Source organism: Kitasatospora sp. NPDC022785 (assembly GCF_055561295.1).
The window spans coordinates 38,334-52,366 of the sequence record NZ_JBVHHB010000021.1 but is presented as its reverse complement, the minus strand read 5'-3'; the positions used below and the strand labels follow the sequence as shown (position 1 = coordinate 52,366).

Below are 14,033 nucleotides of genomic sequence, written 5' to 3'. Positions count from 1 at the left end.
GTCCCTTGGGGGAGGGGGCGGAGGCTACGTTGGCGTAACCTACGGCATCGTAGGTTGTGCCCGGTTGTCCGGGGAATACGCCGCTGGGGTCACTTGAGTGAATTCACCCGACTGGATGGATGAAGCTCTGATTCGCCCCACATGGGACGTATCGCACACAGAATCGCCGCATGCGAGCCAAGACCGAGCTGCGGGAAGCCGCCCGCCGCCTCCGCCGCGAGGGCCGGACGTACGACGAGATCCGGGCCGAGCTGGGGGTGTCGAAGAGCTCGATATCCCTCTGGGTGCGGGACCTGCCGGCACCGCGGCCGAGCCGGGAGCGGATGCGCAGAGCGGCCGAGACCCGCTGGGGGCCTGTCCGCAGACAGCGGGAGGAGGAACGCAGGGCCACGAAGACGGCTGCCGCTGCGGAGATCGGCCCGATGAGCGACCGGGATCTCTTCCTCGTCGGTGTCGCGCTGTACTGGGCTGAAGGCTCCAAGGACAAGCCCTACGACCGGCGGGAGAAGGTCACCTTCATCAACAGTGACCCGGGAGTGGTGTCGGTCTACCTTGCCTGGCTCCGGCTTCTGGGGGTGGCGGAGGACCGATGGCGGCTCAGGGTGTCGATTCACGAGTCGGCGGACGTGCCCGAGGCGGAGCGCTTCTGGGCAGGCGTCGCCGGGGTGCCCGGAGAAAGACTCCAGCGTGCGACGCTGAAGCGGCACAACCCGAGGACGGTGCGGAGGAACACCGGCGAGGGTTATCACGGTTGCCTGGTTGTCAGCGTGCTGGGCGGCGCCGACCTGTATCGCCGGATCGAGGGATGGTGGAAGGGGATTGCCGATACACAGCGCGCGGCGGACTCGGGTAAGGTCTGAGCAACTATCCGCCGTGGGGTAATTGGCAGCCCGCAGGCCTTTGGAGCCTTGCAGTGATGGTTCGAGTCCATCCGGCGGAGCATTGCCATGGCCGAGGCCCCTGGATCCAGGCCAAACTGTCCGTTTCCCGGCCCCGGTTATCCTCTAGGCGCCAGGGCGTAGACGTGCGGATCCTCTCTCTGGCTGCACTGCCCTCTCTGTGAACCGACTGAGGAGCCTCCACCCGTGAGTGCCAATTCGCCTGCCGCCGTTGTCGTACTTGCCGCCGGTGGCGGGACCCGGATGAAGTCGAACAGCCTGCCCAAGGTGCTGCACGAGGTGTGCGGGCGGTCACTGGTGGGTCATGCGGTGGCGGCGGCAGAGGAGCTGACTCCGCAGCAGTTGGTCGTGGTGGTCGGGCACATGCGCGAGAAGGTGCAGGAGCACCTGGCGGCGCACCACCCGGCGGCGCGCGCCGTGGTACAGGAGGAGCAGAAGGGCACCGGGCACGCCGTGCGGACGGCGCTGGAGGCGCTGGCCGCGGACGGGGTGGAGCTGGACGGCACGGTGATCGTCACCACCGGGGACGCACCGCTGCTGACCGGTGCGACGCTGGCCGCGCTCGCCGGTGCCCACACCGAGCAGGGCAACGGCGTCACCGTGCTGACCGCCGTGGTGCCGGACCCGTTCGGCTACGGCCGGATCCTGCGGGACGGGGCGGACGGCGCGGTCGCGGCGATCGTCGAGGAGAAGGACGCCTCGGACGCCCAGCGGGCGATCGCCGAGATCAACTCCGGGGTCTTCGCCTTCGACGCCAAGCTGCTGGCCGAGGCGCTCTCCCGGGTGACCACCGACAACGTGCAGGGCGAGGAGTACCTCACCGACACCCTGGAGATCCTGCGGACCGCCGGCCACCGGGTCGGCGCCGTGGTGGCCGCGGACTACCGGGACATCCTGGGCATCAACGACCGGGTGCAGCTGGCGCAGGCCCGGCGGCTGCTGAACGACCGCCTGCTGGAGCGGGCGATGCGCGCGGGCGTCACCGTGGTGGACCCGGCGACCACCTGGATCGACGTGCAGGTGTCGTACGAGCCGGACGCGGTGGTGCTGCCGGGCACCCAGCTGCAGGGCCTCACCCACCTGGGCGAGGGCTGCGAGGTGGGCCCGAACTCGACGCTGAAGGACACCCGGATCGGCGCCGGCGCCCGTGTGAGCAACACCACGGCGGACGGCGCCGAGGTGGGCGACCTCGCCACCGCCGGCCCGTACGCCTACCTGCGGCCGGGGGCGAAGCTGGCCCGCAAGGCGAAGGTCGGCACTTACGTCGAGGTGAAGAACTCGGAGCTGGGCGAGGGCGCCAAGGTGCCGCACCTCTCCTACATCGGGGACGCCACCATCGGCGAGGGCACCAACGTCGGTGCGGCCTCCGTCACGGTGAACTACGACGGGGTGAACAAGCACCGCACGGTGATCGGGGCGCACTGCCGTACCGGATCCGACAACATGTTCATCGCTCCGGTCACCGTCGGCGACGGTGCCTACACCGCGGCCGGCTCGGTGATCTCCTCGGACGTGCCGCCCGGCGCACTGGGCGTGGCCCGGGCGCAGCAGCGCAACATCGCCGGCTGGGTGGAGCGCAAGCGCCCCGGGACCACGTCGGCCCAGGCTGCGGCCGCCGCCTCGGAAGAGGCTGCGGAGGCCTGACGGGGCGGGGCGGGAGTCCGAGGGGCGATCCCGGGGCGGACGGTTTCTGCGCGGGCGCGTAACCTTGGGGACATACGTGCGCCATTGGGCTTACCGCCCGTGTCCAGGCGTACCGACATTCCCCCGACCCCTATCGCCAGCGGGCTCGCGCCTGCCTGCGGTGCGGACGGGTTCAGCGTCAGCAACGCGAGGAGACGGTGCAGTGAGCGGGATCACGACGTCGGGTGAGAAGAAACTCAAGCTCTTCTCCGGCCGTGCCCACCCGGAGCTGGCGAGGGAGGTGGCCGCGTCGCTGGGGACCGAGCTGGTCCCGACCAAGGCCCTGGACTTCGCCAACGGCGAGATCTACGTCCGCTTCCTGGATTCGGCGCGCGGTGCGGACTGCTTCGTGATGCAGAGCCACACGGCTCCCATCAACCAGTGGATCATGGAGCAGCTGATCATGATCGATGCTCTGAAGCGGGCCTCCGCCCGGAGCATCACGGCGATCCTGCCGTTCTACGGCTACGCCCGCCAGGACAAGAAGCACCTGGGCCGGGAGCCGATCTCGGCCCGCCTGATCGCGGACCTGCTGCGGCAGGCGGGCGCCGACCGCCTGATGGCGGTGGACCTGCACACCGCGCAGATCCAGGGCTTCTTCGACGGCCCGGTCGACCACCTGTTCGCGCTGCCGCTGCTGGCGGACTACCTGGGCGAGAAGGTCGACCGCGACCGGCTGACCATCGTCTCGCCGGACGCCGGCCGGGTGAAGGTCGCGGACCAGTGGTCGGACCGGCTGGGTGCGCCGCTGGCGATCATCCACAAGCGCCGCGACATGACGCAGGCCAACACCATCCTCTCCGCCGAGGTGGTCGGTGACGTCAAGGACCGGGTCTGCGTCCTGGTCGACGACATGATCGACACCGCGGGCACCATCTGCGCCGCGGCCGACGCGCTGTTCGAGAACGGCGCGGCGGACGTCATCGTGGCCGCCACCCACGGTGTGCTCTCCGGCCCGGCGGCGGACCGCCTGAAGAACTCCCGGGTCAGCGAGTTCGTGTTCACCAACACGCTGCCGACCCCGGCCGAGCTCCAGCTCGACAAGATCACCACGCTGTCGATCGCCCCGTCGATCGCGGCCGCGATCCGCGAGGTGTTCGAGGACGGTTCGGTCACCAGCCTGTTCGAGGGCGTGCACTGACGAAGCCCGCGCAGGCGGCCCCGGTCCCGAAAGGGCCGGGGCCGCCGCCGATTTCGCGAGAGGCCACCGGTGCGGTTAGACTCGTGAAACTGCTCGGCGAGGGATGCCGTGTGCCTGCTTGCCGGGTGCCCGCTCCGTGATCGACGCGCTGCCGGTGCCGGATTTTCGGCTGTCGGCAGAGGTCGTAGGCCGCCGAGTGACCCCCGAACGTACTGAGGGTGTGGTCCCGGCGGTTTTTCGCGTTGCCTGCACCCCCGCGCCATTTTTCACGAGGAGTGCAGTCGTGTCCGAGATCCGCCTTGCCGCTGAGACCCGTACCGAGTTCGGCAAGGGTGCCGCCCGTCGCGCCCGCCGTGCCGGCTTCGTCCCCGGTGTCGTCTACGGCCACGGCCACGCCCCGGTTCACCTGAACCTGCCGAGCCACGACCTGATGATGGCCCTCAAGACCCCGAACGCCCTCCTGGTCGTCCCGATCGAGGGCAAGGACGAGTACGTCCTGCCGAAGGCCGTCCAGCGTGAGGCCATCAAGCGCACCATCGAGCACGTCGACCTGCTGCTCGTGAAGCGCGGCGAGAAGGTCACCGTCGAGATCCCGGTGCACACCGAGGGCGAGCTGGCCCCCGGCGGCAACCTGCTGGAGCACGTGCTCAACGCCCTGCCGATCGAGGCCGAGGCCACCCACCTGCCCGAGTCCGTGACCGTCTCGGTCGAGGGCCTGGAGGCCGGTGCCTCGATCACCGCCGGTGACATCGAGCTCCCCAAGGGCACCACGCTGGCCGTCGAGGCCGACGCCGTCGTGCTGCAGGTCATCGGCGCCCAGGCCTCGCAGGCCGACGCGGACGCCGAGGCTGCCGAGGCCGCCGAGGCCGGCGCCGAGGCCTGAGCCTCTCGCACAGCCTGACCGCTGCCCCGGTCGCTCCCGTGCTGGAGCGGCCGGGGCAGCGGCATGTCCGGGATGATGACGGTGAACATGACCACGAGGAGCGGTGGGATGAACGACGACGTGTACGAGGGGCCCTGGCTGGTGGTGGGGCTGGGCAACCCGGGTGAGCAGTACGCCCGCAACCGGCACAACATCGGGTTCATGGTGGTGGACCTGCTGGCGCAGCGGATGGGCGCGAAGTTCAAGGCGCACAAGAGCCGGGCCCAGGTCGCCGAGGGCAGGCTGGCGGGCCGGCGGGTGGTGCTGGCCAAGCCGATGTCGTTCATGAACCTCTCCGGCGGCCCGGTGACGGCGCTGCGGGACTTCTACAAGGCGCCGGCCTCGGCCGTGGTGGCGGTCCACGACGAGCTGGACATCGACTACGCGACGCTGCGGCTGAAGCTGGGCGGCGGGGACAACGGCCACAACGGGCTGAAGTCGATCACCAAGTCGCTGGGCCCGGAGTACCACCGGGTGCGCTGCGGGATCGGCCGCCCGCCGGGCCGGATGGAGGTCGCGGACTTCGTCCTGAAGGACTTCTCCGGTGCCGAGCGCAAGGAGCTGGACTGGTTCGTGGACCGGTCGGCGGACGCGGTGGAGGCGCTGCTGACGGAGGGGCTGGAGCGGGCCCAGGGGACGTACAACTCCTGAACCGGTGACCGACCGTCAGAAGTCCGGTGGCGGTACGCAACAGTCGTACAACGCTTGGCCCTCCAAACCTGAACGGGCGTGAGAATCACGTGCGGGATCCGATAGCGTCGGGCCCGTACGCGAACGGGTCCTGGGGAGTTCTCGATGCGGAGTTTTCGGCCGGTCCGGCGCCTTCGTCGGGTCCGGGTGGTGCGGCTGAAGCAGCTCGGACGGCGAGTGGGTACGGCCGGTGCGCTGGGAGCGGCCGGGGTGCTGCTCTCGGGCGGCGGCGTGGCGCACGCGGAGACGGTGGCGGATCCCGATCCGGGTGTGGTGTCCTCGGATCCTGCGGCGGCGCAGTTCGGCCCGGTGCTGGGCGGCTCGGTCGGCGGTGACGCGGGCCTGCTGGCCGTCGGCGGCGGCCTGGTCGTGGCGGCGGGCGGTGCGGCCCTGTGGGTGAAGCGCCGGCGCGCGGGCGATCCGGGGGAGTGACGCGAGAGGTGCCCGGCGGGGCCGGTGTCCGGAGGTCCGGGCACCGGCCCCGCCCTTTCTCTCCGAAGAGTCGTCATCCGTTGCCGTCGGCCGGTGGTGGCCGGGGTCCGTTCCCGGGAGATGCCGAAGGGGCCGGCGGCGGGCGAGGTGCCCGCCGCCGGCCCCTTCTCCGTGGGGCGGCCGGGGTCAGCCGGTGTTGCGCAGGCCGGCGGCGATGCCGTTGACGGTCAGCAGCAGCGCGCGGGCGCGCAGCGGGTCCTCGTGCCGGCCGGTGGCGGCCTCCTCGCGCTGGCGGCGCAGCAGCGCCACCTGGAGGTAGGAGATCGGGTCGAGGTAGGCGTCGCGGACGGTGAAGGTCTGCTTGAGCACCGGGTTGTGCTCCAGCAGCTCGCTCTCGCCGGTGAGCCGGAGCACCTCGCGCAGGGTGCGGTCGTGCTCGGCGGTGATCTGGTCGAAGATGTGGTGCAGCTCGGCCGGCACCAGCTGCTCGACGTAGTGGCGGGCGATCCGCAGGTCGGTCTTGGCCAGCGTCATGGCGACGTTGGACAGGAAGTTCTGGAAGAAGTGCCACTGGCCGTACATCTCGTCCAGCACGTCGCCGAGACCGGCGTCGCGGGCGGCGGCCAGGCCGGAGCCGACGCCGAACCAGCCGGGGACGATCTGGCGGGACTGGGTCCAGCCGAACACCCACGGGATGGCCCGCAGTCCGTCCAGGCCGGCGCCGGAGTCGGGGCGCCGGGACGGGCGGGAGCCCAGGTGCAGCGAGGCGAGCTGGTCGACCGGGGTGGCGGCGAAGAAGTACTTCGGCAGGTCCTCCTGCTCGACCAGGGCCCGGTACGCGGTGTGGGCGGCCGCGGAGACCTGGTCCATCGCGGCGTCCCAGCGGGCCAGCTCCTCGGGGGCCTGGCGCGGGGCGGTGTGCAGCGCGGAGGCGGAGAGGGTGGCCGAGATGGTCAGTTCGAGGTTCTCCCGGGCCAGCGAGGGCAGCAGGTACTTGTCGGAGATGACCTCGCCCTGCTCGGTGACCTTGATCTCGCCCTCAAGGGTGCCCCAGGGCTGGGCCAGGATGGCCTCGTGCGAGGGGCCGCCGCCGCGGCCGACGGTGCCGCCGCGGCCGTGGAAGAGACGCAGCCGGATGCCGTAGCGGTGGGCGACGTCGCGCAGCCGGCGCTGGGCGCGGTGGATCTCCCACTGGGAGGTGGTGATGCCGCCGAACTTGGAGGAGTCGGAGTAGCCGAGCATGACCTCCTGGACGTCGCCGCGGAGCGAGACGAGCAGCCGGTAGGAGGGGTCGGAGAGCATCTCGTCCAGGATGCGGTCGGCCTCCTGGAGTTCGTCGGTGGTCTCCAGCAGCGGCACGATGCCGATCTTGGCGATGCCGGAGTGCAGGTCGATCAGGCCGGCCTCGCGGGCGAGGACGGTGGCGGCGAAGACGTCGTCGGCGCCCTGGCACATCGAGATGATGTAGCTCTCGACGATCTCGTCGCCGAACCGCTCGAAGCCCTCGCGGATGGTGTTGAAGACGCCGAGGGTCTTGGTGCCGGCGGCGTCCAGCGGGGCCGGGGTGGGGGCGAGGGGCCGGCGCGAGCGGAGCTCCTTGGCGAGCAGCTTCTGCCGGTACTCGCGGGGCATGTCGGCGTAGCGCCAGGCCTCCTCGCCGAGGCGGTCGAAGAGCTGGCCGAGCGCGTGGTGGTGGGCCTCGGCGTGCTCGCGGACGTCCATGGTGGCGAGCTGCAGGCCGAACGCCTCGATGGTGCGGATGGCGCGGGCGAGGCGGCCGTCGGCGATCAGCTCGCCGCGGTGGGCGCGCAGGGAGTCCTGGATGAGCCGGAGGTCGGTGATGAGCTCGCGGGTGCCCAGGTAGTCGCGGCCCGCGACGTGCGGGGTGCCGTGGGCGAGCCGCTCGCGGGTGTTCTCCAGCTTGAGCCGGACGCAGGTGGCCTTGAGGCGGTAGGGCTCCTCGGCGTTCATCCGCTTGTAGCGCGGGCTGAGTTCGGGGAGCACGTGCAGGTCGGTGTTGAGCGAGGCGAGCAGCTCGACCGAGGCTCCGGCCAGGCGCTCGGAGGTGGAGAGGGAGCCGCGCAGGTCGTCGACGGCGGCGAGGGCGTCCTTGATGCCGTACTCGTGCTGGAGGTTGAGGACGTCCCAGGTGACCTGCGGGGTCACGTTGGGGTTGCCGTCGCGGTCGCCGCCGATCCAGGTGCCGAAGGTGAGCGGGCGGACGCCGTCGGGCAGGGTGAGGCCGACCCGGGCGAGCTCCTCGTGCAGCTCCTCCAGGACCTCCGGGACGGCCTCGCGGTAGAGCTCGTCCAGGTAGTAGACGGCGTTGCGGGCCTCATCGGTGGGCTCCGGGCGGGCGATCCGCAGCTCGTCGGTCTGCCAGAGCAGGTCGATGACCTCGGCGAGCCGGCGGTCGGCCTGACGCTGGAGGGAGGTGCGCCGTGCAGCGGCCCGGTCGGGGCTGGTGGCCGGGTGACGGGCGGTCGAGGTGTGGGCCGGGTTCGCCTCGGCGAGGCCGGAGGCGAGCTGCTCGCGGTGGATCCGGTCGAGGAGTTCACCGATCCGGCGGAGCTTGTTGAGGACGCTGCGCCGGGCGGCCTCGGTGGGGTGGGCCGTGAAGACCGGGCGGACGGCCAGGTGGGCCAGGGTGTCCGCGAGGTGCTTGGGGTCGGCCTCGGCGAGCTGGTCGGCGGTCTGGGCGAGCAGCGAGCCCTCGCGGGCCCGCCGGGTGGCGAACTCGCGGCCGCGGTGCACCTGTTCGGTGACGTTGGCGAGGTGGAAGTAGGTGGAGAAGGCGCGGACCAGCTTGGCGGCGGTCTCCAGGTCGATGTCGGAGAGCAGCTCGGCGGTGGCCTCGCCGTCGGTGCGGCTGAGCAGCCGGACCTGTTCGACCAGGCCCAGCAGCTGGGGGCCCTCCTGGCGGACCAGCGTCTCGCCGAGCAGGTCGCCGAGGCGGCGGATGTCCGCGCGCAGGGCGGTGTTGTCGGCGTCGGCGCCGGCTGCGCCGACTCGGCTTGGGCTGTCCGCCGGGGTGGGGACCGGAGCGGTCACGGCTGGCTCCCTGTGGTGGTGGGGTTCGGCAACGGCTCATCGCCACAGTTCCGCGCGCGTGTGGCGCGTGTGACGCGTGCGGACCGCGCTGTCCGACGCGACCAGCATAGGTGTCGGGAGGGGTGGTGTCCGCGAGGTGGCCGGATGGCGGACAAGATCACGGTCTCGCCGTGTGGTCTGGACCACTGGGCCCCTCGAAAGGGTGTCGGAACGGAACCGGGTGGGGAGGAGACGGGGTTCACGCTTAGGCTGTGGGGCTATGAGCAAGTCGCCTGGGGAGCGCGCGCAGGACCGGTCGTTCTGGTGGTGGGAGCGGCGTCGCAGCGCTCTCCTGGACATCGGGCTGGCCGCGCTGGCGGCCCTGGAGTGCGCGGCCAGTGGGGTCGCCTTCCTCGCGCCCCGGGTCCACATGGGGACGCTCGCGATCGTCGGGGTCGCGCTGTTCGGCGCGCTAGCCGGGGCCAGCCTGGTGCTGCGGCGGCGCTGGCCGGCGGTGCCGCTGCTGGTGGCGCTGCTCGCGATGCCCGGGATGCTCGGCGTGCTGCTGCTGGTGGTGTCGCTGTACACGCTGGCGGAGACCTGGGAGTGGCCGACCCGGCGCCGGCGGGTGGTGGCGCTGTCGGCGCTGGCCTTCGCCGAGGCGGTCGGCGTGATGCTGGTGCAGATGCTGACGCCCTCCGACACGACGGTGGAACAGCCGCCGCTCTGGGGCCAGGTGCTGCTGTCGGTGCTGGTGGCCGTCGGCCTCACCGTGCCGCCGGTGGTGACCGGCCTCTACGTGGGCGCGCGGCGGCGGCTGATCGAGTCGCTCAAGGACCGCGCGCACGGCCTGGAGACCGAGCTGGACCTGCTGGCCGAGCAGGCCCGCGAGCGCGCCCGCCGGGCCCGGCTGGAGGAGCGGACCAGGATCGCCCGGGAGATGCACGACGTGGTGGCGCACCGGGTGTCGCTGATGGTGGTGCACGCCGGGGCGCTGGAGCGGATCGTGGCGAAGGACCCGCAGAAGGCGGCGCAGAGCGCCAAGCTGATGGGCGAGGTCGGCCGGCAGGCGTTGAACGAGCTGCGCGAGATCCTCGGGGTGCTGCGGATGTCGGACGAGACCGCGCCGGAGCCGGACTCGCTGACCGGGCTGCCCCGGCTGGTCGACCAGTCCCGGGCGGCCGGGATGGCCGTCACCCTGACCGTCAGCGGCAGCCACCAGGAGTTCACCACCGAGGCCGAGCAGACCGCGTACCGGGTGGTGCAGGAGGGGCTGACCAATGCGCACAAGCACGCCGGCGGCGCGGAGGTCTCCGTCCTGCTCGCGTACGCGCCCAACGGCGTGCGGGTGAGCGTGGTGAACGCCTGCCCGGACGGCGAGCGCGGCGCGGCGGCGCTGCCCAGCGGGGGCAACGGGCTGGTCGGGATGCGCGAGCGGGTGGTCGCGCTGGGCGGCACCTTCTCGGCCGGTCCCGAGCGGGACGGCGGGTTCCGGGTGGAGGCGGTGCTGCCGTCCCGGCTGGCGGTCCGCGCCGACCGGCTGGCCTGAGGCGCGGCCGTCCGGCCCCTGGAGATCGTCGGCGGTGCGCACGCGCCAGGCCCCCGGGCCTCGTCGGCGGTGCGCACCCGTCCGGCCCCTAGGCCTCGTCGGCGGTGCGCAGCCGCTCGGGTGCGGTGCCGAGGACCAGCGCGGTGATCGCCTGGTCGATGCCGTGGCCGAGGAACCACTCGCCGGCGTGGTCGAGGCTGTAGACCCGGCCTTCCTCGTCGATTGCGAGCAGCGCCTGCCCGTACGCCTCCTCGCCGAGCGGGGCGAGCCGGGTGTCCAGCGCGCGGCCGAGGTCGGCCAGGGTGCGCGGCTGGTGCAGCCCGCGGAGCGGGTCCACCAGGAACGGCGTGCGGGCCAGCTGCCGCCCGGGGCCGGCCAGGTCGAAGGCGAGGCCGCCGAACTCGGCCCAGGCCTCCACCGCCGCCGGGAACACCGTGTGCGGGACGCCGGCCGGGGTGCCGTACCCCATCAGGGTGTCGGCCCACTCCTCGGCCTGCCGGATCTCCCAGCGGCCGGGGTGCCAGCCGGCCGCCTTCAGCTCGGCGGCGACGTCGGCCGGGAAGCGCGGGCGGGTCCGGAGGGCGGGCCCGCCGAGCGTGCTCGGCGGGGGCGGGGGCGGGCTGGTCGGGTTCAGGACGGGCTCCGGTGGCTCGGGGACGGGGGACGTACGGGGGTGCGGGGCCGGCCGGCCGGTGTGGTCAGCGCGGTCCGACGGCGACGCTCTGCACGGTGAAGTGCTCCAGCAGCGGGACGCAGGAGCGGCAGGGCGGGGCGTGGGTGCCGTGCGCCGGGTCGTGCTCCTCGCGGATCCGGACGGTGGTCAGCCGGGAGCCCTTGAGCGCCTTGCGGGCGTCCTGCACGCTCATCGGCTTGCGGGAGGCGCGCTTGGAGCGTCTGGCGTCCACCGTGGTCAGGTACTGGGAGAGCAGGACGGCCTCCGGGCAGCGGCCGGTGAACCGCTCGCGGTGCTCCAGCGGCAGCGCGTCCAGGAAGTCCCCGACCAGCGGGTGCAGCACCGGACGCCGGGCGGGCTTGTCGCCGGCCAGCGTGTGCACCTCGCCGCCCTTCAGCGACAGGGCGGCGGCGACGGCGGGCAGCAGGCTGTCGCGGTGGTGGCGCAGCAGGGGCGGTCCGGCCGGTTCCCCGGTGGTCATGCGTCGTCCTCCTCCTCTTCCCGCTGACGGCACGGCCGGCAGGGGCCGGTCCGGGGCAAGCCTGTCAAATGTCACCGACATTCGTACAACCGGGGTGCGGGGGCGGACGGTCGGTCCCGGCGGCGGGCCGGGCGGGCACGTGGTCCCGGCCGGATCCGCACGCCGTCGTCACGACTCGTCCCCGGGTTTCCCGAATCCGCCCCCGGCCGGTGGTGGCGGCCGGTAGCGTTCCAGCAGGGGGCCAAGGGGACGGCCGGCCGGAGGGGGGTTTCCGGCAGGGCATGACAACTCCTTTGCCCGCACTGGCCGTTGAGGCCCCCGGGGCAAGGGTGCCCCGGGGCCAAGCAAGGGGGGTCTTGCGATGACGGAGACGGAAACCGCCAACGAGGCACCCGGCGAGCACGTGCCCACGCCGGGTGCGCCACCGCAGCCCACGCCCGCGCACCCGGTCGGGATCGCCGTGGTCGGGGCCGGCTACTGGGGCCCGAACCTGGTCCGCAACGCGCAGCAGACGCCGGCGCTGCGCCTGCACTGGCTCTGCGACCTGGACGAGAGCCGGTCCCGCCGGGTGCTGGGGGAGTACAGCACCGTCCGGTCCACCACCTCCTTCGAGCAGGTGCTCGCCGATGAGCGGGTCGGCGCGGTCGCCGTGGCCACGCCCGCCGCGGCGCACTACCGGCTGGTGCGGGCCGCGCTGGAGGCGGGCAAGCACGTCCTGGTGGAGAAGCCGATCACCACCTCCGCCGCGGAGGCCGCCGACCTGGTGGCGCTCGCCGAGGAGCGCGGGCTGGTGCTGATGTGCGACCACACCTTCTGCTACACCCCGGTGGTGCGCCGGATCCGCGAGCTGGTGCACGGCGGGGAGATCGGCGACGTCCAGTTCTTCGACTCGGTGCGGATCAACCTCGGGCTGGTCCAGCCGGACGTCGACGTGCTCTGGGACCTCGCCCCGCACGACCTGTCCATCCTCGACTTCGTGCTGCCGCCGGGCGTCGAGCCGGTCGGGGTCTCCGCCCAGGGCGCCGACCCGCTCGGCGCCGGCCGGGCCTGCGTCGCCTACCTGACCGTCCGGCTGAGCAACGGCGCGCTGGCACACTGCCACGTCAACTGGCTCTCCCCGACCAAGGTCCGCACCACGCTGATCGGCGGCTCCCGGCGCACCCTGGTCTGGGACGACCTCAACCCGCAGGCCCGGCTCGCGGTGCACGACCGGGGCGTGGACCTCACCCCGCCCGACGAACTGACCGACGCGATCCGCCACCAGGCGCTGATCTCCTACCGGGTCGGCGAGATGGTCGCGCCCGCCCTGGTCGAGCAGGAGGCGCTGCGCAACGTGATGGCCGAGTTCGCCGCCGCCATCACCGAGGGCCGGGCGCCGCTCACCGACGGACGGGCCGGTCTGCGCGTGCTGCAGCTGCTGGAGGCGGCCTCGCTCAGCCTCGAACTCGGCGGCGCCACCGTCCCGGTGGGCGCCGGACTGGATGACGCAGTGACGATCGACCGACTGTCCGATGCCCGGGAAGTCGCTCAGGAAAGGTCCGCCGCGCGGTGAACGCTGTACAGATCGAGGGCTCCCGCTGCCTGGTCACGGGCGGGGCCGGCACCATCGGCTCCACCGTGGTCGACCAGCTGATCGAGGCGGGCGCCCGCGAGGTGGTCGTGCTCGACAACTTCGTCCGCGGCCGGACGGCCAACCTGGCGCACGCCCGGGAGATGGCCGCCCCCGGGCAGCTGCGGGTGGTGGACGGTGACATCCGCGACCGTGCGCTGCTGCGCGAACTGCTGGACCCGGGCACCGACCTGCTCTTCCACCTGGCCGCGATCCGGATCACCCAGTGCGCCACCGAGCCCCGGCTGGCCCTGGAGATCATGGTGGACGGCACCTTCGACGTGGTCGAGGCCGCCGCCGAGGTGGGCGTCGGCAAGGTGGTCGCCTCCTCCACCGCCTCCGTCTACGGCCTCGCCGACACCTTCCCCACGCCCGAGACCCAGCACCCCTACAACAACGACACCCTGTACGGGGCCGCCAAGGTCTTCAACGAGGGCCTGCTGCGCTCCTTCCACGCGATGTCCGGGCTGGACTACGTCGCCCTGCGCTACTTCAACGTGTACGGGCCCCGGATGGACGTGCACGGCAAGTACACCGAGGTGTTCATCCGCTGGATGGAGCGGATCGCCGCCGGGCAGCCGCCGCTGATCTTCGGCGACGGCGCGCAGACCATGGACTTCGTCTACACCGAGGACATCGCCCGGGCCAACCTGCTGGCCGCCGCCGCGCCCGTCACCGACCGGGTCTACAACATCGCCAGCTCCACCGAGGTCTCGCTGCGCGGGCTGGCCGACGCACTGCTCCGCGCGATGGACCGCCCCGACCTGGACGTCGAGCACGGGCCCGCCCGGGGCACCGCCGGGGGCGTGGTCCGGCGGCTCGCGGACATCACCGCCGCCGAGCGCGACCTCGGCTGGAAGCCCGGCCTGGGCCTCGACGACGGCCTGCGCAGGCTGGTCGCCTGGTGGCGCGAGCAGTAGTCCC

At 72.5% G+C, this 14,033-nt stretch carries 12 protein-coding genes and 1 tRNA gene; 10 read left to right on the top strand and 3 right to left on the bottom strand.

All coding sequences use genetic code 11. From position 1 onward, the window contains the following. Positions 1 to 170 precede the first annotated feature (170 nt). From ACZ3YO_RS27970 to ACZ3YO_RS27940, 7 genes are all read left to right on the top strand, one after another. A complete protein-coding gene (locus tag ACZ3YO_RS27970) occupies positions 171 to 860 on the top strand; it encodes a hypothetical protein (RefSeq protein WP_465574478.1) in 690 nt (229 codons plus the stop codon). A 7-nt stretch (positions 861 to 867) separates the two neighbouring features. Continuing rightward, a tRNA-Gln gene (locus ACZ3YO_RS27965) sits at positions 868 to 940 on the top strand. Positions 941 to 1,085: 145 nt separating this feature from the next. Further along, a complete protein-coding gene (gene glmU, locus ACZ3YO_RS27960; protein WP_396325360.1) occupies positions 1,086 to 2,543 on the top strand; it encodes a bifunctional UDP-N-acetylglucosamine diphosphorylase/glucosamine-1-phosphate N-acetyltransferase GlmU in 1,458 nt (485 codons plus the stop codon). Between the two features lie 202 nt (positions 2,544 to 2,745). Continuing rightward, a complete protein-coding gene (locus ACZ3YO_RS27955) occupies positions 2,746 to 3,723 on the top strand; it encodes a ribose-phosphate diphosphokinase (RefSeq protein ID WP_396325358.1) in 978 nt (325 codons plus the stop codon). Positions 3,724 to 4,006: 283 nt separating this feature from the next. After that, positions 4,007 to 4,606, top strand: a complete 600-nt coding sequence (locus ACZ3YO_RS27950; RefSeq protein WP_465574474.1) for a 50S ribosomal protein L25/general stress protein Ctc — start codon at positions 4,007 to 4,009, stop codon at positions 4,604 to 4,606. A 108-nt stretch (positions 4,607 to 4,714) separates the two neighbouring features. Continuing rightward, a complete protein-coding gene (gene pth, locus ACZ3YO_RS27945; protein WP_465574471.1) occupies positions 4,715 to 5,296 on the top strand; it encodes an aminoacyl-tRNA hydrolase in 582 nt (193 codons plus the stop codon). Positions 5,297 to 5,440: 144 nt separating this feature from the next. Then, the gene (locus tag ACZ3YO_RS27940) at positions 5,441 to 5,767 is read left to right on the top strand and encodes a hypothetical protein (protein ID WP_465548109.1); all 327 of its coding nucleotides are present in this window, start codon (positions 5,441 to 5,443) and stop codon (positions 5,765 to 5,767) included. Between the two features lie 186 nt (positions 5,768 to 5,953). On the opposite strand, the gene ppc is transcribed toward ACZ3YO_RS27940, so the two are convergent. Further along, on the bottom strand, positions 5,954 to 8,818 hold the full coding sequence (ppc, locus tag ACZ3YO_RS27935; RefSeq protein WP_465574468.1) for a phosphoenolpyruvate carboxylase: 2,865 nt from the start codon (positions 8,816 to 8,818) through the stop codon (positions 5,954 to 5,956). 259 nt (positions 8,819 to 9,077) lie between these two features. Here ppc and ACZ3YO_RS27930 point away from each other — a divergent pair, with 259 nt between their 5' ends. Continuing rightward, positions 9,078 to 10,346 carry a sensor histidine kinase gene (locus tag ACZ3YO_RS27930; protein ID WP_465574466.1) on the top strand — a complete coding sequence of 423 codons (1,269 nt, stop codon included), beginning with the start codon at positions 9,078 to 9,080 and terminating at the stop codon, positions 10,344 to 10,346. An 88-nt stretch (positions 10,347 to 10,434) separates the two neighbouring features. Here ACZ3YO_RS27930 and ACZ3YO_RS27925 read toward each other — a convergent pair whose 3' ends face one another. Together ACZ3YO_RS27925 and ACZ3YO_RS27920 are read right to left on the bottom strand one after the other, a co-directional pair. After that, positions 10,435 to 10,980: an SUKH-3 domain-containing protein gene (locus ACZ3YO_RS27925; RefSeq protein ID WP_465574739.1), complete on the bottom strand. Its 546-nt coding sequence runs from the start codon at positions 10,978 to 10,980 to the stop codon at positions 10,435 to 10,437. Positions 10,981 to 11,044: 64 nt separating this feature from the next. After that, the gene (locus tag ACZ3YO_RS27920) at positions 11,045 to 11,500 is read right to left on the bottom strand and encodes a YwqJ-related putative deaminase (RefSeq protein ID WP_465574464.1); all 456 of its coding nucleotides are present in this window, start codon (positions 11,498 to 11,500) and stop codon (positions 11,045 to 11,047) included. A gap of 361 nt (positions 11,501 to 11,861) precedes the next feature. On the opposite strand from ACZ3YO_RS27920, the gene ACZ3YO_RS27915 reads away from it, so the two are divergent. Further along, positions 11,862 to 13,052 carry a Gfo/Idh/MocA family protein gene (locus tag ACZ3YO_RS27915; RefSeq protein WP_465574461.1) on the top strand — a complete coding sequence of 397 codons (1,191 nt, stop codon included), beginning with the start codon at positions 11,862 to 11,864 and terminating at the stop codon, positions 13,050 to 13,052. Next, positions 13,049 to 14,029 (top strand): NAD-dependent epimerase/dehydratase family protein, encoded by a 981-nt coding sequence (locus ACZ3YO_RS27910; protein ID WP_465574458.1) that lies wholly within the window; start codon positions 13,049 to 13,051, stop codon positions 14,027 to 14,029. Before ACZ3YO_RS27915 ends, ACZ3YO_RS27910 begins: the two co-directional genes overlap by 4 nt. Positions 14,030 to 14,033 lie beyond the last annotated feature (4 nt).

What these genes read in the sequence shown, in the direction of transcription:
- ACZ3YO_RS27930 (WP_465574466.1), top strand. Translation starts at nt 9,078, where the DNA reads ATGAGCAAGTCGCCTGGGGAGCGCGCGCAGGACCGGTCGTTCTGGTGG.
- ACZ3YO_RS27920 (WP_465574464.1), bottom strand. Translation starts at nt 11,500, where the DNA reads ATGACCACCGGGGAACCGGCCGGACCGCCCCTGCTGCGCCACCACCGC.
- ACZ3YO_RS27940 (WP_465548109.1), top strand. Translation starts at nt 5,441, where the DNA reads ATGCGGAGTTTTCGGCCGGTCCGGCGCCTTCGTCGGGTCCGGGTGGTG.
- ACZ3YO_RS27970 (WP_465574478.1), top strand. Translation starts at nt 171, where the DNA reads ATGCGAGCCAAGACCGAGCTGCGGGAAGCCGCCCGCCGCCTCCGCCGC.
- pth (WP_465574471.1), top strand. Translation starts at nt 4,715, where the DNA reads ATGAACGACGACGTGTACGAGGGGCCCTGGCTGGTGGTGGGGCTGGGC.
- ACZ3YO_RS27915 (WP_465574461.1), top strand. Translation starts at nt 11,862, where the DNA reads ATGACGGAGACGGAAACCGCCAACGAGGCACCCGGCGAGCACGTGCCC.